Raw genomic sequence first — 20,989 nt, forward strand, 5'->3', positions numbered from 1 at the left:
CATGCCAGCCAGTCCGTCGCCCTCCCTCGAAACCCGTCCGGCGGGGGCCTTCAGCGCCGACGCCGCCGGCATGATGCTGACGCTGACCGTCGCGGGGCAGCTCTGCGGCGTCCAAGTTCTCTCGGTGCGCGACGTGCTGGGCGTGCAGGTGATCACGCGCATCCCACTGGCGCCGCGCGAGGTGGCGGGCAGCCTGAACCTGCGCGGCCGGATCGTGACGGCCGTCGACCTGCGCAGCCGCCTCGGCCTGTCGCCGCGCGAGGCCGGCAAGGGCGCGATGTCCGTCGTGGTCGAGGTCGGCGGCGAGCTCTACAGCCTGCTGGCCGATCAGGTGGGCGAGGTGCTTTCGCTCGATGCCGGGGAGCGGTCCCCCAATCCGCCGACGCTCGATGTCTCCTGGCGGGAATTCTCGCTCGGCGTGCACCGGCAGGGCGACAGGCTCCTCGTCCTGTTGGATGTCGAGCGGCTGCTCGAACTCGGCGCGTGAGGGCGGACCCGATGGCCAACGGCACCTGCCTGGTGGTGGATGACAGCGGTGTGGTGCGCAAGGTCGCGCGCCGCATCCTGGAGCGGCACGGCTTCACCGTGCGCGAGGCGGAGGACGGCCGGCAGGCGCTGGAGGCCTGTCGCCGCGAGATGCCGCGCGCGGTCCTGCTCGACCGCAACATGCCGGTGCTGGACGGCATCGGCTTCCTGCGCGCTCTGCGGGCGGAGTTCGGACCGGACGAGCCGGTGGTCGTGATGTGCACCACCGAATCCGGGGCGGAGCGGATCCTCGAGGGGCTGGAGGCCGGCGCGCAGGAATATGTGATGAAGCCCTTCGACGAGGAGATTCTCTGCGGCAAGCTCGCCCAGGTCGGGCTGCTCGCGGCATGAGCCTCATGTCGTCCTCCAAGCTGCGGGTGATGCTCTGCGACGACAGCTCCACCGTGCGCTCGGCGCTCGGGCGGCTGCTGGAGAGCGACCCCGGCATCCACGTCGTCGCGCGCGTCGGCGACGGCGCGCAGGCGCTCGCGGCGCTGGACCATGCATCCCCGTCGGAGCGCGCCGAAGTCGTGCTGCTGGACCTCGAGATGCCGGTCATGGATGGGATGACGGCGCTGCCGCTGATCCTGAAGCGCGAGCCGCGGCCTGTCGTCATCGTCGCGAGCGCCCTGACCCAGCGCGGGGCGGGGGCCACCATGGCCGCGCTGCGCGCCGGCGCCTCGGACTACATCCCGAAGCCAGGGGCGGCGGGCGGCGGCCTGGCGGACCCGCATTTCCGCGGCGAGCTGCTGGCCAAGGTGAAGGGCTGGGCGCGGCTCCGGCAGCAGCCGGCCCCGGCGCGGCCGCCTGCCGCCGTGGCGCGGCCCGCGCAGCGCGGCGCCGTGCCGAAGGCGGTCTGCATCGGCAGCTCCACCGGCGGGCCGCAGGCATTGGCCGCGCTGGTGCGGCGGCTGCCGCGGCAGATCGCGGTGCCCATGGTCATCGTGCAGCACATGCCGGCGGGCTTCACCGCGATGCTCGCGCAGCATCTCGACACGCTCGGCGGGCCGCGCGTGGCCGAGGCCCGGGATGGTGACGTGCTGGAGGCCGGACGCATCTTTCTCGCGCCCGGGGACCGGCATCTCCTGGCGAAGCCGGAGGGCGACCGGGTCGCCCTGCATCTCTCCGACGCACCGCCGGAGAATTTCTGCCGGCCCGCGGTGGATCCCACGCTGCGCAGCCTCGTCGGCGCCTATGGGCGCGCCGTCCTGGCCGTGATCCTCACCGGCATGGGGCATGACGGGCTGGCCGGCTGCCGCGCCGTGGCGGAGGCGGGCGGCCTGGCCTGGGCGCAGGACGAGGCCTCCTCCGTGGTCTGGGGCATGCCCGGCGCCATCGCGCGCGCGGGCCTCGCCTCTGAGCAGGGCACGCCCGAAGCCCTGGGCGACGCCCTGGCCGGCCTCTGCGGGAGGCGTCCTTGATCGCTTCGACCTTCGAGTTCCTCGCCGGCATCGTGAAGGCGCGCTCCGGCGGCATCATCGGCCCGGATCAGCACTACATGCTGGAGACGCGGCTCGCGCCGCTGCTGAAGCGGGAGGCCATGCGCGACCTCGACGCCCTGGCGGCGCGGCTGAAGGCGCCGCGCGGCGAGGCCCTGGCGCAGGAGGTGACCGAGCTCCTCACGACCAACGAGAGCAGCTTCTTCCGCGACGGAAAGCCCTTCGAGCATCTGCGGACGCTGCTGCCGGCGCTGCACGCGGCGCGCCCACCGGGCCAGCCGCTGCGCATCTGGTCGGCGGCCTGCTCGACGGGGCAGGAGGCCTATTCCATCGCGATCATCGTCGCCGAGCTCGGCGAGGCCGATCCGGGGTTCCGGGCGCGGCGCGTGGAGATTATCGGGACCGACATCACCACCGCCGTGCTGGAGCGGGCGCGCGCCGGGATCTTCACTCAGTTCGAGGTGCAGCGCGGCCTGCCGATCCGCACGCTGATGAAGCGCTTCACGCAGGAGGAGGCGCGGTGGCGCATCAGGCCGGAGGTGGCGGCGCCCTGCCGCTTCGAGAAGGCCAATCTGATGGGCGACCTGCGCGGTCTCGGCCGCTTCGACGTGATCTTCTGCCGCAACGTGCTCATCTATTTCGACGTGCCGACCAAGGCGCGCGTGCTGCGCGCCCTCGCGCAGCAGCTGACGGCGGATGGCTCGCTGTTTCTCGGCGCGGCGGAGACGGCCATCGGCATCACCGACGTCCTCGCGCCGCGAGGCGCGGAGCGCGGCGTCTATGGGCTGGCCGAGCCTCAGCGCCTCTCGGCCTGAGGGGACGCGGGCGCCAGCGGAGGCCGGCCGTGCCGCCCGCGGCGTCAGCTCACGGCCCGCAGGTCGCTCAGCAGCGGCTCCACCAGCGGCGACTGGCCGGCCGCGTCGCCGAACAGGCACATCTCCGCCGTGCCGAGCGGCGGCAACCCTTCCAGCTCCACCAGCCCGTCCGGCAGGCCGGTGCGGCCGATGACCGTCACCGCGAAGCCCGCCTGCGCCGCCGCCGCGATGCCCATCAGGCTCGGCGAGGTATAGACCACCTCGTAGCCGATCCCGGCCCGGGCCAGCGCCGCCAGGGCGCGGTCGCGGAACATGCAGCCCTGCGGCAGCATGGCCAGCGGCAGCGGCCGGTCGCGCGGGACGAGAAAGTCCGGCCCAGCCGCCCAGACCACCGCCTCGGTGAAGATGACCCGGCCTTCCGTCTCGCCGTCGCGGCGCTTGCCGAGCACCAGGTCCAGCTCCTCCCGGGCGAGCGAGGCCCGCAGCTCGTGGCTGCGGCCCACCTCCACCTCGATGCGGACTTCGGGCCAGGTGCGGGCGAAGCGCGCCAGCGTCGGCGCCAGGTGCCGCGGCACGAAATGGTCGGCGACGCCGAGGCGCAGCCGGCCCGAGACCGGCGGCGCCACGAACTGCCGCACCGCCTCCTCGTTCAGGGCCAGCATGCGGCGGGCATAGGCCAGCAGGGATTCGCCCTCGCGCGTCAGGGCCACCTGCTTGGCGCCGCGCGTGAAGACCGGCTTGCCGAGCAGCTCCTCCAGCCGCTTCACCTTCAGGCTGATCGCCGATTGCGTGAGGCCCAGCGCCTGGCCGGCCAGGGTGAAGCCGCCGCGCTCGGCCACGGTGACGAAGCCGCGCAGCAGGTCGAGATCGAGATCGGGAACGCGCATCGGGCTGTTATCGGCCTCCCGCCGCGCAAAAAAAAGGGCGGCCGGAGCCGCCCTTTCCTTCAGGCCTCAGGCCTGGTCGTCGTAGCCGCCGCCATCGTCGTAGCCGCCGGAGGCGTCGTTGTCGTAGCCCGCGTCCATCGCCCCGTTATCCGTGTTCGCGCCGTCGTAGCCGGCGCCCGTGGCGTCCTGCGTGCCCCAGCCGGAGGAGGCGGCCGCCGCGCCCGGATCGGTCCAGGCGGAGGAGGCCGGCACCGCCTCGTTGCCGAAGCTGCCGGCGGCGCCGGTGGCGGCCGAGGCGGCGCCATGGCTGCCGCTGAAGGCGTTCATCAGCATGTTGCCCACCACGAGGCCGCCCGCGACGCCGGCCGCCGTGGTCAGCGCGGTGCCGAGGAAGCCCGAGCCCTGCCGGCCCTGGATGGCCTGCGGATTGTAGTTCGGCGGATACTGCGGCTGCGGCGGCGGCGGCATCGGCGCCGGGCGCGAGCCGCCCATGCCGAAGAAGCCGCGATTCTGCGCGGCCTGGGCCTGGCGCGTCTGGTTCTCCAGCTCCCATTCGAGTTGCTGGATCCGGTTCTGCGCTTCGACCAGCGCGTGCTCCTGCACGAAGGCGGTCTGCGTGATGCGGAACCGCGCCTCGGGGTAGCGGTTGAACAGCTCGGTGATCAGCGCATCGGCCTCAGCCTCGACGGGCGGCAGGGGGGCCTGCTGCGGGCCGGTCTGCGGGACGCGGCCTCCCCAGGGGCCGCTGGACGCCGGCGCCGCCCGGGATGCACCGGCAACGCGGGTGACGTATTCCGTGATGATCCGGCGTTCTTCTTCCGTCATGGGATCCTTGCCTCCGAAGGGGCGATGCAGGCGGCCCCTCTCCGGGATGAGACGTGGCCCGATTCGACGCCGAATTCAAGAAGTGTGCTATCCGTAATCCATTCTCCACCTAGCCGACCCGCGCCGGCAGGCCGAGCCGGCCCCATTCTATGGCCGGGCAGCGGTCCATCACCACCTCGACGCCCTTGGCGCGGGCGCGTCCGGCGGCCGGCTCGTTCACCACGCCGAGCTGCAGCCAGACGGCGCGCGCCCCCAGCGTGACGGCCTCGTCCATGACCTTGCCGGCCTCCTCGCTGCGGCGGAAGACGTCCACCAGGTCGAGCGGGCCGGCCTCGGCGAGCTTGCCCACCACCTTGCGGCCATGGATCTCCTGGCCCTCGAGGGTCGGGTTCACGGGGGTCACGTCATAGCCGCGGTTCAACAGGAACTTCATGACGCCATAGGAAGGGCGGTCCGGCCGGTCGGAGGCGCCGACCAGCGCGATGCGCCTCGTGGTCAGGAGCAGGTCCTTGATGTCCATCGTCATTCCTCCTGGGTCTTGTGCCGTCGCGGCGGGTCCGCATGTCTTGCCACCATGTGGTATCCCTTCCGCCCCCGCCCACCCCTCGTCGCGCTCGTCCGGCTGGAGGGGGTGATCGCGGCCCGCGCCGGCCCCTTCGCGGGTCTGAACGCCGCTGGCGTGAACCCCATCCTGGAGCGTGCCTTCGGGCTGAAGCGCCTGAAGGCCGTGTTCCTCGCCATCAACTCGCCGGGCGGCTCGCCGGTGCAGTCTTCGCTGATCGCGCGCCGCATCCGGCAACTCGCCGAGGAGAAGAAGGTGCCGGTGATCGCCGTGGCCGAGGACGCGGCGGCCTCGGGCGGCTACTGGATCGCCTGCGCGGCGGACGAGATCATCGCCGATCCGGCCTCCATCCTGGGCTCGGTCGGCGTGATCTCGGCCGGCTTCGGCTTCCAGGAGGCGATCGGGCGCCTCGGCATCGAGCGGCGGGTTCGGACGGCGGGGACGCAGAAATCCCTCAATGATCCCTTCCGGCCGCAGGCGCCGGAGGACACCGCACGCCTGGAGGAGCTGCTCGTCCAGCTTCATGTCGAGTTCAAGGACTGGGTGCGGAGCCGGCGCGGCGCGCAGCTGAAGGCGCCGGAGGACGAGCTCTTCACCGGCCGCTTCTGGATCGGCCGCCGCGCCCTGGAGCTGGGCCTTTGCGATGGGCTCGGCGATGCGCAGGGCGAGGCCAGGCGCCGCTTCGGCGACAAGGTCCGGGTGGTGACGGTCGGTGCCCGCCGCCGGCGCTTCCCGATGAGCCTGCTGCCGGGCGCCGGCGCCATGGTGGATGCGGGGAGGCTGGCCGCGGGGGCGCTGGAGGCGGCGGAGGAGCGGGCGGCCTGGGGCCGGCTCGGGCTGTAGCTACTCCCGCAGGGGAATCCGCACCTGGGCCAGCCAGTTCTCCAGGTTGTAGTAATTGGTCACCCGCGAGATCTTGCCGTCCCGGATGGCGAAGAAGGCGCCGACCGGCAGCACGTAGCTCTGGCCTTCCGCCCGCGGCAGCCCGTCATCGGCGGCGAGATAGGTGCCGCGGATGGTGAACTCGGCGGCGGCGCGGTGGCCGTCGGGCGTCGCCATTACGACGAGATCCTCGACGCGCTCGCGGTAGCTGCGCTCCATCCGGACGAGGAAGGCGCGGAAGGCCTCCACGCCATGCTCGCGCCTGCCCTGGTTGATGTCGTGCACCACGTCCTCGGTCAGGCATTCCAGCATGCCCGCCCAGTCGCCCGCGTCGAAGGCGGTGTAGTAGCGGCGGACCAGGGCCTCGCTCATACGGAGACGGTCGCCGGCACGCGGGCGCCCATCACGGCCAGGATCGCGGCCACCGCAGCGGCCTGGCAGGGTTCGATGACCGGCAGGCCGCTCGCCTCGGCCGCCACGCCCACATGCCCTGCCATGCCGGCGCAGCCCAGGACGATGACCTCCGCCCCCTGCGCCTTCAGCTCGCGCGCCGCCGCGGCGATGCGGGCCTGCGGCGCCACCGGGTCGGTCAGGACCTCCATCGGCAGGTCCAGCGGGATCCAGGCGGCCATCTGCCCCTCGACGCCGAGGCTTTGCAGCGCCCGGCGCTGGCGCGGCAGGGACTTCTGCGTGAAGCCGATGACGCCGAAGCGCTCGGCCCGCGTCAGCGCCGCGGTCACGGCGCAGCGGAACATGCCGAGCACCGGCTTGTCGGTCACGGTGCGGACGGCCTCCAGCCCGGGGTCGCTGACGCAGCCGATGACATAGGCATCCGCCGCCTCGCGCTCGACCTCGCGGCAGAGCGGCTCGGCCACGCCGAACCAGTCGCGCCAGGTGACGATGGCCGGCGGCCCCTCGGCCAGCCGGGTCACGTCGATTCGCGGCAGCCCGGGGCCGGCGAAGGGGGCGACGGCCTCCACGATCCCGTCGGTGCAGGAGCGGGAGGAATTGGGATTGATGATCAGGATGCGGCTATGCATTTCGGGAGCATGGCAGAAAGCGGTTTTTGTTGCCATCTTGGAGCTCGCAACAGCATTAGTGCGGTGCACCATGCCCGATATCGCCCCCTCCGCCTGGGAACCGGATCGCCGTGCTCCCGAGGCGCTTTACGCCGCTCCTCCGCTGAAGACGGCGCTGTGGCGCGGCATGCGCAACCGCTGCCCGATCTGCGGCGAGGGCAAGGTGTTCAAGGGCTTCCTTCGCGTGGTGGACCAGTGCGAGAACTGCGCCGCCCCCCTCGGCAGCCTCCGCGCCGACGACGCGCCGCCCTATTTCACGATCTTCATCGCGGGCCATCTCTTCATCCCCCCGGTGCTCATGATCGAGCGGCACTTCTCGCCGCCGATGTGGATCCAGATGGTGGTCTGGGTGCCGCTCTTCGCGATCGCGACCACCCTGCTGCTGCGTCCGGTCAAGGGCGCGACGGTCGGGCTGATGAGCCGCTTTGGTTTCAACCAGCCGCGAAGCTGACGCCGTGGGCGAGCGCCGGCTGATCCGGATCGAGCTGCCTGACGCCCCGCCTCCGCCCTCCACCTATGCCGAGGCCGACCGGCGCCAGGCCATCGACGACCTGCTGCGCGGCAACAGCTTCGCGCCCGCCGGGCTGGGCCCCGGCCCCTTCTCGCTGCATCTGATGGTGCGCGAAGGGCGGCTGGTCTTCGACATCCGCGATGCCGACGACCGGCCCTTGCGGGCCATCATCCTGGTGCTCGGGCCCTTCCGGCGTCTGATCAAGGACTATCTGATGCTGGTCGCGAATCATGAGGAGGCGGTGACCACGGGCGCCATGGACGCCCGGGTCCAGGCCATCGACATGGGCCGGCGCGGCCTCCACAACGAGGCGGCAGAGCTGCTGACGCTCCGCCTCGAGGGCAGGATCGACGTGGATTTCGAGACGGCGCGGCGGCTCTTCACGCTGGTCGCCGCCCTGCATCAGAGGGTTTGAGCGGGTGGCCGACCTTTCCCCGAGGGGCGGCCTCACGCAGGATCCGGCCGGGACTGCGGCCGGCGCTGCCCAACCGAGTTTCCACCCGGCGCGCTCGTCGCGCAGCGAAGCCGGACGCGCGGCGCGCGCGCCCGGCGTTTGAGGGCAAATGCATGAAGATCAACGGCGTCTCCTATCGTAGCGTCTGGCTGGATTCCGACGGCTGGTCCGTGAACATCTTCGACCAGACGAAGCTCCCCTGGCAGGTGGAGGTGATCCGCCTCACCGGTTGGGAGCAGGCCGCCCACGCGATCCGCTCCATGCAGGTGCGGGGCGCGCCGCTGATCGGCGCCGTCGCGGCCTATGGCGTGGCCCTGGCCATGCGCGAGGACCCCGCGAAGCTCGACGAGATCCTGGAGGCGCTGAACGAGACGCGCCCCACCGCGATCAACCTGCGCTGGGCGCTCGACCGCCAGCGCGCCCGGCTGCACAACCTGCCGCTGGAGGCCCGCGCCGCCGAGGCCTATGCCGAGGCGGCCGCCATCGCCGACGACGATGCCGAGACCTGCCGCCGCATCGGCGAGAACGGCCTGCCGCTGCTCGCCGCCATCGCGGAGAAGAAGGGGCGGGTGAACGTGCTCACCCATTGCAACGCCGGCTGGCTCGCGACGGTGGACTGGGGCACCGCCCTCTCGCCCATCTACCAGGCGCATGATGCCGGCATCGACGTGAGGGTCTGGGTGGACGAGACCCGCCCGCGCAACCAGGGCGCGGCGCTCACCGCCTTCGAGCTCGGCGCGCATGGCGTGAAGCATACGGTGATCGCCGACAACGCCGGCGGCCACTACATGCAGCATGGCGAGGTGGACATCGTCATCGTCGGCACCGACCGCGTGACCCGCACCGGCGACGTGGCCAACAAGATCGGCACCTATCTCAAGGCCCTGGCCGCCAAGGACAATGGCGTGCCCTTCTGGGTCGCGCTGCCCCATTCCACCCTCGACATGCGGGTGCGCGACGGCGTCGCGGAAATCCCCATCGAGGAGCGCAGCGACGCCGAGGTGACGGACATGACCGGCCGCACCGCGGATGGGCGCATCGAGACGGTGCGGGTGGTCTCGGCCGGCAGCCCGGCCGCGAACCCGGCCTTCGACGTGACGCCGGCGCGGCTGGTCACCGGCCTCATCACCGAGCGCGGCCGCTGCGCCGCGACCGAGCAGGCGCTGCTGGAGCTCTACCCCGAGAAGGGCTGAGACCCGCCGAGGCGGTGGATGTCCGTCCGGCCGCGCTCGAGGAACTGCAGGCCCAGGACGATGAGCACGCCGCCCGCCGCCGCGGCGACCGCGGCCGAGCCCGGCGCGACCCGGCCCGGCGCCATGCCGTCGGTCAGCAATATGCCGACGACGCCCAAAATCAGGGCGAGGCCGAAGAGGACGAGGCTGAAACCGAAGCGCTGCATGGTGGTGATCTCCTGAGCTTCCTTCTCGCTCCGGTCCGGGGCGGCAAGACGGAGGAAGCAGGGCATTTTCGGGGCAGCGCTGCTTACCCCGAAGGCAAGTTGCGTCGCGGCGCGAAGCCATGGAAGCTGGCGCCGCAAGTTTCAGAAGGTCACCCCCTCATGCGACGTTTCCTCCTCGCCGCAGCCCTGGCGGCCACGGTCTCGGCTCCCGCTCTGGCGCAGTCCCAGCCGCCCCTGCGATGCGGCGTGGACGGCACCTTCGCGCCCCACGCCTTCCCCTCGCTGCAGGGCGGCGTGCAGGGCTTCCAGATCGACCTCTTCCGCGAGGTCGCGCGCCGGATGGGCCGGGAGATCGTGATCGACAGCGCGAGCTTCTCGGGCCTCATCCCCGCGCTCAACGCCGGCCGCTACGACTTCCTCTGCGCGCCGACGACCGTGACGCCCGAGCGCGCGGCGGCGCTGCTCTTCACCGAGGGCTATATCTGGACCGAGCTGCAGTTCGGCATCCGTCGCGGCACGTCTCCCATCCGCTCCGAGGAGGATCTGCGCGGCAAGACCATCAGCGTGAACAAGGGCACGCCCTACGAGGCCTGGGTGCGCAACAACGCCGAGCGGCTGAACCTGACGCTGCTTGCCTTCGACACCCAGCCCGACGCGGTGCAGGCCGTCATCCAGGGCCGGGCCTATGCCAACCTCTCCGGCAACACCGTCATCCGCTACAGCGCGAGCCGCACGCCGCAGTTCATCGCCGACTTCGCGCTGCCGGGCACGCGCTTCCACTGGGGCACGCCCTTCCGGCAGGATTCCGGCGCGCTGCGCAACCAGGTCGAGGACGTGATCGTCTGCATGAAGCGCGACGGCACCATCGCCCGGATGAGCGAGAAGTGGTTCGGCAGCCGGCCGGGGCCCGACCAGGCGGAGGTGATCACCTTCCCCGGCTACGGGCCGCCCGATCTGCCGGGCTACGACCCGACGCCCCAGAACCCCACTTGCGGTTGAGGGCAGGCGAGGGGCGCCGCCCCTCGACTCCGTTTCCATGAGCAACTGGGACAAGTTCACCGACAGCTTCTTCAACGCGCGCGTGGCCTGGGAATACGCGCCGAAGATCCTGGACGGGCTCTGGCTGACCATCCTGCTGGCGGCCTGCATCATCATCGCCGGCGTTCTCGCCGGGCTGGTGCTGGCCGTGATTCGCGCCATGGGCGTCCGGCCGCTGAACTGGCTCATCATCTTCACGGTGGACCTGTTCCGGGCCCTGCCGCCGCTGGTCATCATCGTGCTGATCTTCTTCGGGCTGCCCGCGGCCGGCATCTCCATGTCCGGCTTCGTCGCGGCCTGGCTGGCGCTATCGCTCGTGCTGATGGCCTTCTCCGAGGAGATCTTCTGGGCCGGCATCACCGCCGTGCCGACGGGCCAGTGGGAGGCCTCGCGCAGCCTGGGCCTGCCCTTTCTCGTGACCTTCGTGCTGGTCATCCTGCCGCAGGCGGTCCGCATGGTGATCCCGCCGCTGGTGAACCGCACCATCTCCATCACCAAGGGCACGGCGCTGGCCTCGGTGGTGGCGGTGCCGGACATCCTGGGCGCGGCGCAGGCCGGCGTCTCCTTCTCCTTCAATCCGACGCCGCTCACGCTGGGCGCCGTGGCCTATCTGATCCTCTTCCTCCCTGTCGTGATCGTCGGCCGGTGGGTCGAGGCGCGCTTCGCGTGGAAGCGCTAGCGCCATGCGATCTTGGAGCGCCGGAGCGCGTGAGCCCGAGGAGCGGAGCGTGAACCGCCTGGTCCAAAGCTGATGCAGGACTTCATCGAGGCCTTCTTCAACTTCGGGATCCTGGCCGAGGCCTGGCCGATCCTGCTCGACGGGCTGTTGCAGACCCTGCTGATCTCCGCCCTCGTCGTGCCGCTCGGCATCCTCGGCGGGCTGATCCTGGCCCTGCTCTCCACCGCGAAGACGCGCTGGATCCGCTGGCCGCTGATGGCCTGGGTGGACGTGTTCCGCTCCCTGCCGCCGCTGGTGCTGCTGGTCTTCATCTATGCCGGCCTGCCCTTCGCCGGCTTCGAGGTCTCGGCCTTCACCGCGGTCGCGATCGGCTTCTTCCTCAACACCGGCGCCTATTACGGCGAGATCATGCGTGCCGGCATCCAGAGCGTGCCGGCCGGACAGATGGAGGCGGCGCGCTCGCTGGGGCTTTCCCGCGCGCAGGGGATGCGGCTGGTGGTTCTGCCGCAGGCCTTCCGCAACGTGCTGCCCGACCTCATCTCCAACACGCTGGAGGTGGTGAAGCTCACCTCCATCGCGGCGGTGGTGGCGCTGCCGGAACTGCTCTTCCAGGCGCGCCAGGCGCAGAGCGTGACCTTCAACGCGACGCCGATCATGGCGGCCGCGGTCGCCTATTTCATCCTGCTCTGGCCGGTCGTCCGGCTGCTGTCGAAGCTGGAGAACCGGCAGCTCGCTAGGCGAACTTGAAGAGGCCGTTGCTCACCACGACCACGGCGCGCTCGACCACGCGCGCCCGGAAGGACGCGCCGCCGGCCTCGCGCCAGATCTCCGTGCGGATGGTCTCGCCCGGATAGACCGGCGAGGAGAAGCGCAGGTCCATCCGGCCGAATTTTTCCGGACTGTAGTCGCAGAGTTCGCGCATCAGGGCGTGGCACACCACGCCGAAGGTGCAGAGCCCGTGCAGGATGGGCGCCTTGAAGCCGGCCGCGCTGGCCACGCCGGGATCGATGTGCAGCGGGTTGTGGTCGCCGTTCAGGCGGTAATAGGCGGCCTGCTCGGGCCGGGTCGCGAGGTCGAGCGTGATGTCCGGCGTGCCCTCCGGCTCCGGATGCGGCTTCTTCACCGGGCCGGGCTGGCCGCCGAAGCCGCCGTCGCCGCGGGCGAAGGTGGTCTGCTCCAGCGTCGCGAGCTTCTCGCCGGTCGCGGCGTCCACCACCACGCGCTCGGAGTAGATCATGGCGCCCTTGCCGGGGCCCCGATCCACGATGCCGGTGACCTTCGTCGTGCCCAGGATCTCGCCGGAGGCGGGCAGGGGCTTGTGCAGGATCAGCGACTGCTCGCCATGCACGACCTTCACCCAGTCCACGCCGGTCGCCGGGTCCTTCACCCAGAAGCCGGGATAGCCGAGCACCACGGCCATGGAGGGCATGGCGCGCAGCTCCGGCTCATAGGTGAAGGGCAGCTGGCGCAGGTCCAGCGGGTCCTGGCCGAGGCCGATGGAGAGGTTGTAGAGCGCCGTGTCCTGCCAGCGGATCGTGCTGCGGATCTCCGGGATGGGGTGGGCGAGGAGCTTCTTCTCGTCGATCACTTGGAGGAGATCTCCAGCACGGCATCGGCGGCGAAGGCGCCCTCGCCCTCCGGCAGCACCAGCAGGGGGTTGATGTCGATGGAGGCGAGCTGCGGCCCCGCCGCCGCGGCGAAGGTGGAGAGATTGGCCAGCGCCTGCGCCAGCGCCTTCACGTCCGCCTTCTTGCGGCCCCGCACGCCGTCGAGGAGGGGAAAGCCCTTGAGGCCGCGGATCATGACCTCGGCCTCGGCGGCATCGAAGGGGCAGCGGCGGAAGGTCACGTCCTTCAGCACCTCGATGAAGATGCCGCCCAGCCCGACCATGGCCACCGGGCCAAAGACGGGGTCGCGCACCATGCCGAGCGCCATCTCGACCGCACCCTTGATCTGCTTCGCGACCAGCACGCCTTCCAGACGCGCGCTGGGGGCCCGCTTCGCGGCGCGGTCCAGCAGCGTGGCGAAACCCTCGCGCACGGCGGCCTCACTGTCGATGTCGAGCAGCACGCCGCCGATCTCGCTCTTGTGGAGGATGTCGGGGCTCAGGATCTTCAGCACGACGGGGAAGCCGAACTTCTTGGCCGCCGCCAGCGCGGATTGGACATCGGCGCAGGCGCGCTCCGGCACGGCGGGGACGCCGGCGGCGGACAGGATGCGCTTGCTTTCCGCCTCCGAGGGCGTGTCGCTCGGCAGCGTCACCTGGGGCAGCAGCCCGGCCACGGTCTGGGCCTTGGCGAAGGCGTCGCCGAAGCGGCCCATGGCATGCAGCGCGTTCACCGCACGGGTGGGATCCTCGAAGACCAGGAAGCCGTCCGCCTCCCATTCGCGGACCATGTCGGGCGGCGCGATGATGGAGAGTGCCCAGAGCCGGTCCGGATGCTCGGCCATCACCGCCTTGAGCTGCGCGCGGATCTTCGGCGCCACGGTGCGCGAGCCGCCCACCTGCGAGAAGAAGATCAGGCAGGACTTGTACTGGCCGTCGATCACCATGCTGCGGGTGAACTCGCCCACCATCTCGATCTGGTTGATGGCCTGGGCGGTGCAGTCCACCGGGTTCCGCGGCGCGCAGAAGGAGATGAGGCTGCGCAGCTTGTCCTGCGCGTCCTGCGGCATGGGCGGCATGGGCAGGCCCACCGCATCCGCCGCGTCGGAGATGAGCACGCCGGCGCCGCCCGAGACGGTCATCACGCCCAGCGTGTTGCTCGCGGGATAGATGCGCTTGGTCGCCGCATAGGCGATGTCCAGCAGCTCCTCCGTGTTGCGCGCGCGGATGACGCCGAATTCCTGCAGCACGGCGTCGGTGATGGCGTCGTCGCCGGCGATGGAGGCGGTGTGCGACTGGGCGGCGGCGCCGCCGAGCTCGCTGCGGCCCACCTTCATCATCACGATGGGCTTGCCCTTCTCCCGCGCCAGCTTCAGCGCGGCGAGGAACTTCTCGCTCTCGCGGATGCCCTCGGCATAGGCGCAGATCACGTCGATATCGGGCGACTGCGCCATCCATCCCAGCACGTCGCCCAGCGCGACCTCGGCCTCGTTGCCGGTGGTGACGACGATGTTCGCGCCGATGTTGCGGTCGCGCGCCAGCGAGAAGAGGTGCGTGCCATAGGCGCCGGATTGGCTGGCGATGCCGATGCGCCCGCCGGGGACGGGCCAGCCGCTGTCGAAGGAGGCGGTGAAGGTGGCGTAGAAGCCGATGGCGTCGTTGAACAGGCCGAGGCAGTTGGGGCCGAGCAGGCGCATGCCGTGCTTCTTCGCGGCGGCGACCAGACGGTCCTGCTCGGCGGCGCCGGCATCGTCCACCTCGGCATAGCCGGCGGTGAAGACGACCACGGCCTTGCAGCCCTTTGCGCCCAGCGCCTCGATGGCGTCCAGCGCGGCCGCGCCGGGCACGGCGACGATGCCGACATCGGGCACGGCGGGCAGGCTCGCCACGTCGGGATAGGCGGTCAGGCCCTGAACGGTCGGGCGCTTCGGGTTCACCGGATAGATGGCGCCCTTGAAGCCGCGCTCCTTCATATAGGCGATGGGCCGGCCGCCGATGCGGGTGGGCTCGTCGGAAGCGCCGATGATCGCGATCGAGCGGGGGCTGATGACCGGATCGAGCGAAGAGAAGTCCATGATGATGCCGTTTCCTCCGAGGCGCCAACCGATCGGTCGGGCTCGTGAGCATGATGGCCGAAGGCGTTGCCGCCGTCGACCTCAGGCCCCTGGATTCAGGCGTCCAGCATGCGCCGGAACACGCCGACCGCCTGCGCGAGCTGGTCGAGCGGAACCTGCTCGCGCGGCGTATGCGCATACTCGATGCTGCCGGGGCCGAGGATGACGCAGGGCGCCACGGCCTGGAGCTCCGAGGCGTCGGTGCCGTAGGGCGCGGTGCGCGGCGCCTGGCCGGTGATCTCGGCGGCCAGCCGGATCAGCGGATGATCCGCCGGCAGCTCGGGCGGGCGTCCCTCGCGCATCTCCTCCAGGGTGAGGCCATTGGCCTTCGCGGATTCCCGCATGGCGGCGACCACGGGCGCCGGATCGATGCGATGGCTGTAGCGGAACTTGATGCGCGCGGTGGCCTTGGCCGCCGTCACGTTCACGGCCGTGCCGTGATTGTCGATGACGAGGTTGAAGTCGCTGAAGGGCGGGTCGTAGGCCGGGTCCTGCAGCGAGGTGTCGTGGCGCAGCCGCTCGAACATGGCCTTCACCTCGACCAGGAAGGGGATGAGCGCCCAGTTGGCGTTCAGCCCCTTGCCGGTGGAGGAATGCGCCTGCACGCCCTCGGCCGTCGCGGTGAAGGCGATATGGGCGCGATGGCCGCGCACCGGGATCAGGCTGGTCGGCTCGGCGACGATGGTGCCGCGCAGCCCGGCGCGCTGCGCGAGCTTCGAATGCTCGGCGATGGTGCGGGCGCCCTGCTTGGTCGTCTCCTCGTCGGTGGTGATGAGCAGCGTGGCGCGCTTCGCGGCCCTGGCCGCCATGATGCAGGCGGCGACATTGGCCTTCATGTCCACAGAGCCGAGCCCGTGCAGGATGCCGCCGGCGACGCGGCCGCTCCAGGGGTCGTCCGTCCAGCCGGTGTCGGGCACCGTGTCCATGTGGCCGGAGAGGGCGAGGCCCCCAGGGCCGCCGCGATGCGCCACCAGGCAGCGCTTCGCGACCCCGGCGGCGTCCGTGTAGTCGAGCCGCTCGATCTCGAAGCCGTCCAGCTCGGCCTCGATCCGGTCGGCGACGGGAATGTTCGAAAGGGGGCTGCGGCTGTCGATCCGCACCAGATCGACGGCGAGACGAACGAGGTCATTTTCCATGGCGGCCCAGGCTTGCCCGAAGCGGGCGCGCGCGCAACCCTGGCCGGCATGGCTTCCTATATCGACCCGCGCTCCGGCCGCCTCTATCCTATTGAAATCCCACGCTGGTGCGGCGAGGACGGCGCACCGCTGCTGGTGAGCGACCTGCCCGGCATCGGGCGGGACGACATCGAGCGGGGCCTCCGCAGCATCTGGCGCTACGCCGCCGCGCTGCCCTTCCTGCCCGTACGGCCCATCACCATGGGGGAGGGCTGCACGCCCCTGGTGGAGCATGAGGTCGGGGGCACGACGACCCTGCTGAAATGCGAATGGTTCATGCCGACCGGCAGCTTCAAGGACCGCGGCGCCTCGGTGATGCTGTCCCTCCTGCGGGAGCAGGGCGTCACGGCCGTGCTGGAGGACAGTTCCGGCAATGGCGGCGCGGCGGTTTCGGCCTATGCGGCGGCGGGCGGCATGGCCGCGACGATCTTCGTCCCCGCCAGCACCAGCCCGGCAAAGACGGTGCAAAGCCGGGCGGCGGGGGCCGCGATCACCCTGGTCCCTGGCTCGCGGCAGGATTGCGCGGATGCGGCGGAGCGCGAGGCGGAGAAGATCTTCTATGCCAGCCACAACTGGCAGCCCTTCTTCCTCCAGGGCACCAAGACGCTGGCCTATGAGCTTTGGGAAGACCTGAACTTCACCGCGCCCGACAATGTGGTCGTGCCCTGCGGCGCGGGCTCCAACGTGCTGGGCGCCTATATCGGCTTTTCGGAGCTGCTGCGGGCGGGGCAGATCGCGAAGCTGCCGCGCATCTTCGCCGCCCAGCCGGCCCATTGCGCGCCGATCGCCCGCGCCGCCCTGGGCCTCGATCCCGTGGAGGCGAAGCCCACCATTGCCGAGGGCACCGCGATCTCCAAGCCGCTGCGCACGGCCGAATGCCTGCGCGCCATGCGCGAGAGCGGCGGCGGCGCGGTGATGCTGAGCGAGGAGGAGATCGCCGCGGCCGCGCTGAACCTGGCGAAGCGCGGCGTCTATGTGGAGCCGACCTCGGCCCAGGCGGCGGCCGCCGTGCCGAAGCTCATCGCCTCGGGCAAGATCGCTGCGCGCGAGACGACGGTGGCGGTGCTGACCGGCACCGGCCTCAAATCCACGCCGCGCTATGCCGAGATGCTGGGGGTCGCGATATGAAGAACCCGCGCATCGCGCTGCTGGGCTTTTCCATCGAGTGCAACCGCTTCGCGCCGGTCGCGACGGAGGCCGACTTCGCCTATCGCTGCCTGCTGCGCGGCGAGGCCATCGTCACGGACTCCCGCAGCGCCTCGCCCCAGGCGTTGGGCGAGATGCCCGGCTTCGTCACCGACATGGACGCGGCGGGGCGCTGGCAGCCGCGCCCCGTCCTGCTCGCCATGGCCGAGCCGAACGGCCCGGTGGACCACGCCTTCTTCGAGACGCTGATGGCCGAATGGCAGGCCGGGCTGCGCGCGCTGCGCGGACAGGTGGACGGCGTCTTCTGCGTCATGCACGGCGCGGGTCTGACGACGGTGCTCGACGATCCGGAGGGCGCCGTTCAGGCACTGGTCCGCGCCGAGCTGGGCGAGCTGCCCTTCATCTGCAGCTACGACCTGCATGCCAATGTCTCCGACGCCAATGTCGCGCTGAACGACGCCTATGTCGGCTACCTCACGAACCCGCATATGGACATGCGCGAGCGCGGTGCCGAGAGCGCCCAGCTCATGCGCCGCCTCCTGGCCGGCGAGCGCTTTTGCCGCGCGCATCGGCGCCTGCCCATCGTCGCGCCCACGGTGTCTCTTCTCACCGCTCAGGGGCCCTATGCCGAGGTGATCAACCTCGGCCAGGAGCGCCGCGCCGCCGATCCGCGCATCGCCAATGTCTCCGTCATGGCCGGCTTCGCCTATGGCGACACACCCTTCAACGGGATGACGGCCGTCGTCACCGGCACGCATCAGGGCGCGGTGGATCGCCTGGCCGATGAGCTGGCGGCGGCCGCCTGGGCGCGGCGCGATCGCTTCGTCGCCAAGCTCACCAGTCTGGAAGAAGCGACGCAGCGCGCACTGACCAGCGAGACCCCGCTCGCCTTCGCCGATGTCGCCGACAATCCCGGCGGCGGCGGGAGCGGCAACACCATGTGGCTGCTGGAATCCTTCCATCGCGCGGGCGTGCAGGGCGCCGTCTTCGGCGTGATCCACGATCCGGCGCTGGCGGCCGAGGCGCATGGCCTGGGCGTCGGGCAGAGTTTCGAGGCCCGCTTCAACCGCGCCGCCGAGCAGGACCCCTTCCGCCGCCCCTTCGCGGCGCAGGCCAAGGTGATGGCCCTCTCGGACGGCAAGGTCGCCGGCCGTCGCGGCATCTTCGCCGGGACCGCGATGCAGCTGGGCGAGACCGCCTGGATCCAGATCGACGGCATCGCCGTCGTCGTCATCAGCCAGCGCACCCAATGCGCCGACCCCGCCTTCCTCGAGCATCTCGGCATCGACGTGCGCAAGGCCCGCGCCGTGGTGGTGAAGTCGCGCGGGCATTTCCGCGGCGGCTTCGACGAGTTCTTCCAGCACGAGCAGATCGTCGAGGTGGACGCCCCCGGCCTGACCTCGCCCATTCTCACCCGTTTCGACTGGCAGAAGCTGCCGCGGCCCGTATTGCCGATCGACCAGGACACCGACCGATGAACCTCGACGACATTCAGACGCCCGCCCTCGTGCTCGACCTTGGCGTGCTGAGGCGCAACCTGAAGCTGATGACGGACGCGCTGGCGCGCCACCCCGGCGTGGTGCTGCGCCCGCATATGAAGACGTCGAAGTCCGCCGAGGTGGCGAAGCTGGCCGCGCCCGATTTCGGGCCCATCACCGTCTCAACCCTGGCGGAGGCCGAGTATTTCGCGAAGGCCGGCTGGATCGACCAGATCTACGCGGTCGGCATCACGCCGCAGAAGCTGGAGCGGGTCGCTGCCCTGAACGCGGCGGGCGCCCGCATCAAGATCATCACCGACGACGTGGAGATGGCGGGGAAGATCGCGGAGCATCCCGGCCTGCTGGCTGCGCTGGTCGAGGTCGATAGCGGCGAGCATCGCGGCGGCATCGTCCCTGAGAGCGCCATGGAGGTGGCGAAGGCGCTCGGCGGAAAAATGCTCGGCACCTTCACCCATGGCGGCCATTCCTATGCGGGCCGCTCCCAGGCCGAGATGGAAGAGGTCGCGGAGGCCGAGCGCAAGGCCGTGGCCGACACCGCCCAGGCGATGCGAGGCGCCGGGCTGAAGGTGAAGATCGTGTCCATGGGCTCTTCGCCCACGGCGCTCTACGCGAAGAGCCTGGAGGGCGTCACCGAGGTGCGCGCCGGCGTCTATATGTTCGGCGACCTCTTCCAGGGCCAGATCGGCACGCATCCGCTGCGGGACATCGCCGTGACCGTGCTGGCCAGCGTCATCGGCAAGCGCCCCGATCGCGGCACGGTGCTGCTGGATGCCGGCGCAATGGCCATGAGCAAGGACCGCAGCACCGAGGCGGCGCCGAAGGATTACGGCTTCGGCCTGATGCTCGATATCGATGGCCAACCGACCTTCGGCGATGCCATCATGCGGCGGGCCTATCAGGAGCATGGCGAGGTGCTGGTGCCCGGCGGCAAGACCTTCCGGATCGGCGACAAGGTGCGCGTCGCGCCGAACCACACCTGCATGACCGTTGCGGCCCACACGCAGTACCACGTGGTGGATGGCGGCCGGAAGGTGATCGGCGTTTGGGACAGGGTGAACCACTGGTGACACCACGGCACGCCGACCTGCTGGCCCTGCGGGAAAGCGAGACGGCGCGCATGCTCGCCGCCTGCTCGCATTGCGGCGCCTGCTTCGAGGCGTGCCCGATGGTCCCCTACGCCCCGGACGCGAAGGGCGCGGAAAAATCCGAGACGGTGCGCGGCGTGCTCGACGTGCTGACGGGCGGGCAGGGGGATGCCGCGGCCCGCGCCTGGATCGCCGTCTGCACCCGCAGCGCGAGCTGCAACGAGGCCTGCCCGGAGGCGGTGAATCCCATGCTGATGCTGCGCCTCGCCAAATGGCGCGCCAATGAGACGGGCGTGCTGCCCAAGCGCGACGCGGCGGAAACCATGTCGCGCGTGAAGGTCTTCGCGCGGCTTTCCTTCTCCGAGGACGAGCAGAGGGACTGGCTATGACCGAAGTTCGGAAGAGCGTCTTCTGGTACGGCTGCAACATGACGCGGCACGGCGAGATCATCCGCCTGAGCGAGCGCATCCTCCAGGCCGTCGGCGTCGAGGCCGCGCCGGTGGGCGGGCCCAGCGCCTGCTGCGGCAGCCCCAAGGAGAGCACCCCCAGGATCGCCGAGGGCATGGGCGACCGCACCATGAAGACCTTCAACGCGAGCGGCACGCCCCGGGTCATCACCTGGTGCCCCTCCTGCCACATGAACCTCGACGACTTCATGGGGCAGACGAACGACCGGAACTTCGACAGCCGGCACCTTTGCGAGGCGCTGCACGAGCAGCGCGACCGGCTGGCACCGCTGCTGACGCAGACGGTGGAGGCGCGCTTCTTCGTGGACCGCCATGTGGGCTTCCACGGCCGGGTGCCGGTGAACGACATCATCCCGCAACTGCTGTCGATGATCCCTGGCGCGACCTTCGCGGACCACTCGTTCCGCGCGCCGAGCTACATGTGCTTCGGTCTCGCCCCGATCCCCGGCGCCCTGGCCGACGCCCAGCGCGCCACCCTGGCGGCGATGCGCGAGACGGGGGCGGACACGCTCGTCACCATCTTCCACTCCTGCCACCGCGAGATGATCGGGCTGGAGCGGGACCATGGCATCCGGGTGGTGAACTGGGTCCACCTGCTCGCGGAGGCGATGGGGATCCCCTACGAGGACGAGTACAAGGCCTGGCGCAACGCCGGGGACCCGCTGGCCGCCATCGGCCCCGAGCGCGTCGCGGCCGCCGGCGAGGTCGCCGTGCAGAAGCTGGTGCTGCCGGAGCTGACGCGGCCGCGGCTGGTCTGAAAGACACGCACATGCTTAGATTGTGGATGCCTGCCTGCCCGGAC

The 20,989-nt window shown here is 70.8% G+C and carries 25 protein-coding genes; 16 read left to right on the forward strand and 9 right to left on the reverse strand.

The annotated features are described in order from the left end of the window. The first annotated feature begins 1 nt into the window (after nt 1). From EJV46_RS11485 to EJV46_RS11500, 4 genes are read left to right on the forward strand one after another with little or no spacing between them, the layout of a single operon-like run. On the forward strand, nt 2-487 hold the full coding sequence (locus tag EJV46_RS11485; protein ID WP_131548799.1) for a chemotaxis protein CheW: 486 nt from the start codon (nt 2-4) through the stop codon (nt 485-487). An 11-nt stretch (nt 488-498) separates the two neighbouring features. Next, nucleotides 499-876, forward strand: coding sequence for a PleD family two-component system response regulator (locus EJV46_RS11490; protein WP_131548800.1), 378 nt, complete (start codon nt 499-501; stop codon nt 874-876). Then, complete coding sequence (gene cheB / locus EJV46_RS11495) at nt 873-1,946, forward strand: chemotaxis-specific protein-glutamate methyltransferase CheB (protein ID WP_240782519.1); 1,074 nt, start codon at nt 873-875, stop codon at nt 1,944-1,946. The genes EJV46_RS11490 and cheB overlap by 4 nt, the downstream gene beginning before the upstream one ends. Next, nucleotides 1,943-2,779 carry a protein-glutamate O-methyltransferase CheR gene (locus tag EJV46_RS11500; RefSeq protein ID WP_131548801.1) on the forward strand — a complete coding sequence of 279 codons (837 nt, stop codon included), beginning with the start codon at nt 1,943-1,945 and terminating at the stop codon, nt 2,777-2,779. The genes cheB and EJV46_RS11500 overlap by 4 nt, the downstream gene beginning before the upstream one ends. Nucleotides 2,780-2,823: 44 nt before the next feature. Here the strand turns inward: EJV46_RS11500 and EJV46_RS11505 are convergent, their stop codons facing one another. The 3 genes from EJV46_RS11505 to EJV46_RS11515 form a co-directional block, all read right to left on the reverse strand. After that, nucleotides 2,824-3,666 (reverse strand): LysR family transcriptional regulator, encoded by an 843-nt coding sequence (locus EJV46_RS11505; RefSeq protein WP_131548802.1) that lies wholly within the window; start codon nt 3,664-3,666, stop codon nt 2,824-2,826. Between the two features lie 66 nt (nt 3,667-3,732). After that, entirely contained in the window at nt 3,733-4,491 is a 759-nt protein-coding gene (locus EJV46_RS11510; protein ID WP_131548803.1) for a DUF2076 family protein, read from the reverse strand. Between the two features lie 109 nt (nt 4,492-4,600). Then, the gene (locus EJV46_RS11515) at nt 4,601-5,017 is read right to left on the reverse strand and encodes a CoA-binding protein (RefSeq protein WP_131548804.1); all 417 of its coding nucleotides are present in this window, start codon (nt 5,015-5,017) and stop codon (nt 4,601-4,603) included. A 48-nt stretch (nt 5,018-5,065) separates the two neighbouring features. Here EJV46_RS11515 and EJV46_RS11520 point away from each other — a divergent pair, with 48 nt between their 5' ends. Then, nucleotides 5,066-5,896: a S49 family peptidase gene (locus tag EJV46_RS11520; RefSeq protein ID WP_131548805.1), complete on the forward strand. Its 831-nt coding sequence runs from the start codon at nt 5,066-5,068 to the stop codon at nt 5,894-5,896. Here the strand turns inward: EJV46_RS11520 and EJV46_RS11525 are convergent, their stop codons facing one another. Both EJV46_RS11525 and EJV46_RS11530 read right to left on the reverse strand, forming a co-directional pair. Further along, complete coding sequence (locus EJV46_RS11525; RefSeq protein ID WP_131548806.1) at nt 5,897-6,307, reverse strand: ketosteroid isomerase-related protein; 411 nt, start codon at nt 6,305-6,307, stop codon at nt 5,897-5,899. Then, nucleotides 6,304-6,975: an aspartate/glutamate racemase family protein gene (locus EJV46_RS11530; RefSeq protein WP_131548807.1), complete on the reverse strand. Its 672-nt coding sequence runs from the start codon at nt 6,973-6,975 to the stop codon at nt 6,304-6,306. The genes EJV46_RS11525 and EJV46_RS11530 overlap by 4 nt, the downstream gene beginning before the upstream one ends. A 70-nt stretch (nt 6,976-7,045) precedes the next feature. Here EJV46_RS11530 and EJV46_RS11535 point away from each other — a divergent pair, with 70 nt between their 5' ends. The 3 genes from EJV46_RS11535 to mtnA all read left to right on the forward strand — a co-directional run bounded on the left by EJV46_RS11535 (nt 7,046) and on the right by mtnA (nt 9,172). Next, nucleotides 7,046-7,465 (forward strand): DUF983 domain-containing protein, encoded by a 420-nt coding sequence (locus EJV46_RS11535; protein WP_131548808.1) that lies wholly within the window; start codon nt 7,046-7,048, stop codon nt 7,463-7,465. A 4-nt stretch (nt 7,466-7,469) separates the two neighbouring features. Continuing rightward, entirely contained in the window at nt 7,470-7,940 is a 471-nt protein-coding gene (locus tag EJV46_RS11540; RefSeq protein ID WP_131548809.1) for a UPF0262 family protein, read from the forward strand. Between the two features lie 152 nt (nt 7,941-8,092). Next, on the forward strand, nt 8,093-9,172 hold the full coding sequence (gene mtnA, locus EJV46_RS11545) for an S-methyl-5-thioribose-1-phosphate isomerase (RefSeq protein ID WP_131548810.1): 1,080 nt from the start codon (nt 8,093-8,095) through the stop codon (nt 9,170-9,172). Here the strand turns inward: mtnA and EJV46_RS11550 are convergent. After that, a complete protein-coding gene (locus EJV46_RS11550) occupies nt 9,154-9,378 on the reverse strand; it encodes a hypothetical protein (RefSeq protein WP_165585489.1) in 225 nt (74 codons plus the stop codon). The two genes, mtnA and EJV46_RS11550, sit on opposite strands and share 19 nt — an antisense overlap. Before the next feature lie 159 nt (nt 9,379-9,537). Between EJV46_RS11550 and EJV46_RS11555 the strand changes: the two genes are divergently transcribed. The 3 genes from EJV46_RS11555 (at nt 9,538) to EJV46_RS11565 (ending at nt 11,842) form a co-directional block, all read left to right on the forward strand. Beyond that, nucleotides 9,538-10,377: a transporter substrate-binding domain-containing protein gene (locus EJV46_RS11555; protein WP_131548812.1), complete on the forward strand. Its 840-nt coding sequence runs from the start codon at nt 9,538-9,540 to the stop codon at nt 10,375-10,377. A gap of 37 nt (nt 10,378-10,414) precedes the next feature. Next, nucleotides 10,415-11,095: an amino acid ABC transporter permease gene (locus tag EJV46_RS11560; protein ID WP_131548813.1), complete on the forward strand. Its 681-nt coding sequence runs from the start codon at nt 10,415-10,417 to the stop codon at nt 11,093-11,095. A 72-nt stretch (nt 11,096-11,167) separates the two neighbouring features. Continuing rightward, nucleotides 11,168-11,842, forward strand: coding sequence for an amino acid ABC transporter permease (locus tag EJV46_RS11565; RefSeq protein WP_131548814.1), 675 nt, complete (start codon nt 11,168-11,170; stop codon nt 11,840-11,842). Here EJV46_RS11565 and EJV46_RS11570 read toward each other — a convergent pair. From EJV46_RS11570 to EJV46_RS11580, 3 genes are all read right to left on the reverse strand, one after another. After that, nucleotides 11,829-12,683: a MaoC family dehydratase gene (locus EJV46_RS11570; RefSeq protein ID WP_131548815.1), complete on the reverse strand. Its 855-nt coding sequence runs from the start codon at nt 12,681-12,683 to the stop codon at nt 11,829-11,831. The genes EJV46_RS11565 and EJV46_RS11570 overlap by 14 nt on opposite strands. Next, on the reverse strand, nt 12,680-14,776 hold the full coding sequence (locus EJV46_RS11575) for an acetate--CoA ligase family protein (RefSeq protein ID WP_131548816.1): 2,097 nt from the start codon (nt 14,774-14,776) through the stop codon (nt 12,680-12,682). The genes EJV46_RS11570 and EJV46_RS11575 overlap by 4 nt, the downstream gene beginning before the upstream one ends. A gap of 95 nt (nt 14,777-14,871) precedes the next feature. Further along, complete coding sequence (locus EJV46_RS11580) at nt 14,872-15,951, reverse strand: M20/M25/M40 family metallo-hydrolase (RefSeq protein ID WP_131548817.1); 1,080 nt, start codon at nt 15,949-15,951, stop codon at nt 14,872-14,874. A gap of 12 nt (nt 15,952-15,963) precedes the next feature. On the opposite strand from EJV46_RS11580, the gene EJV46_RS11585 reads away from it, so the two are divergent. Genes EJV46_RS11585 through EJV46_RS11605 form a run of 5 tightly spaced genes read left to right on the forward strand, consistent with a single transcriptional unit; the run spans nt 15,964 to nt 20,945 of the window. Next, the gene (locus EJV46_RS11585; RefSeq protein WP_240782520.1) at nt 15,964-17,118 is read left to right on the forward strand and encodes a pyridoxal-phosphate dependent enzyme; all 1,155 of its coding nucleotides are present in this window, start codon (nt 15,964-15,966) and stop codon (nt 17,116-17,118) included. Next, a complete protein-coding gene (locus EJV46_RS11590; protein WP_131548818.1) occupies nt 17,115-18,614 on the forward strand; it encodes a M81 family metallopeptidase in 1,500 nt (499 codons plus the stop codon). The genes EJV46_RS11585 and EJV46_RS11590 overlap by 4 nt, the downstream gene beginning before the upstream one ends. Then, nucleotides 18,611-19,702 carry an alanine racemase gene (locus EJV46_RS11595; RefSeq protein WP_131548819.1) on the forward strand — a complete coding sequence of 364 codons (1,092 nt, stop codon included), beginning with the start codon at nt 18,611-18,613 and terminating at the stop codon, nt 19,700-19,702. The genes EJV46_RS11590 and EJV46_RS11595 overlap by 4 nt, the downstream gene beginning before the upstream one ends. Beyond that, on the forward strand, nt 19,699-20,109 hold the full coding sequence (locus tag EJV46_RS11600; protein WP_131548820.1) for a (Fe-S)-binding protein: 411 nt from the start codon (nt 19,699-19,701) through the stop codon (nt 20,107-20,109). Before EJV46_RS11595 ends, EJV46_RS11600 begins: the two co-directional genes overlap by 4 nt. Next, the gene (locus tag EJV46_RS11605; RefSeq protein ID WP_131548821.1) at nt 20,106-20,945 is read left to right on the forward strand and encodes a heterodisulfide reductase-related iron-sulfur binding cluster; all 840 of its coding nucleotides are present in this window, start codon (nt 20,106-20,108) and stop codon (nt 20,943-20,945) included. Before EJV46_RS11600 ends, EJV46_RS11605 begins: the two co-directional genes overlap by 4 nt. Nucleotides 20,946-20,989: the final 44 nt, after the last annotated feature.

Source organism: Roseococcus sp. SYP-B2431 (genome assembly GCF_004336745.1).
Classification (GTDB): Bacteria; Pseudomonadota; Alphaproteobacteria; order Acetobacterales; family Acetobacteraceae; genus Roseococcus.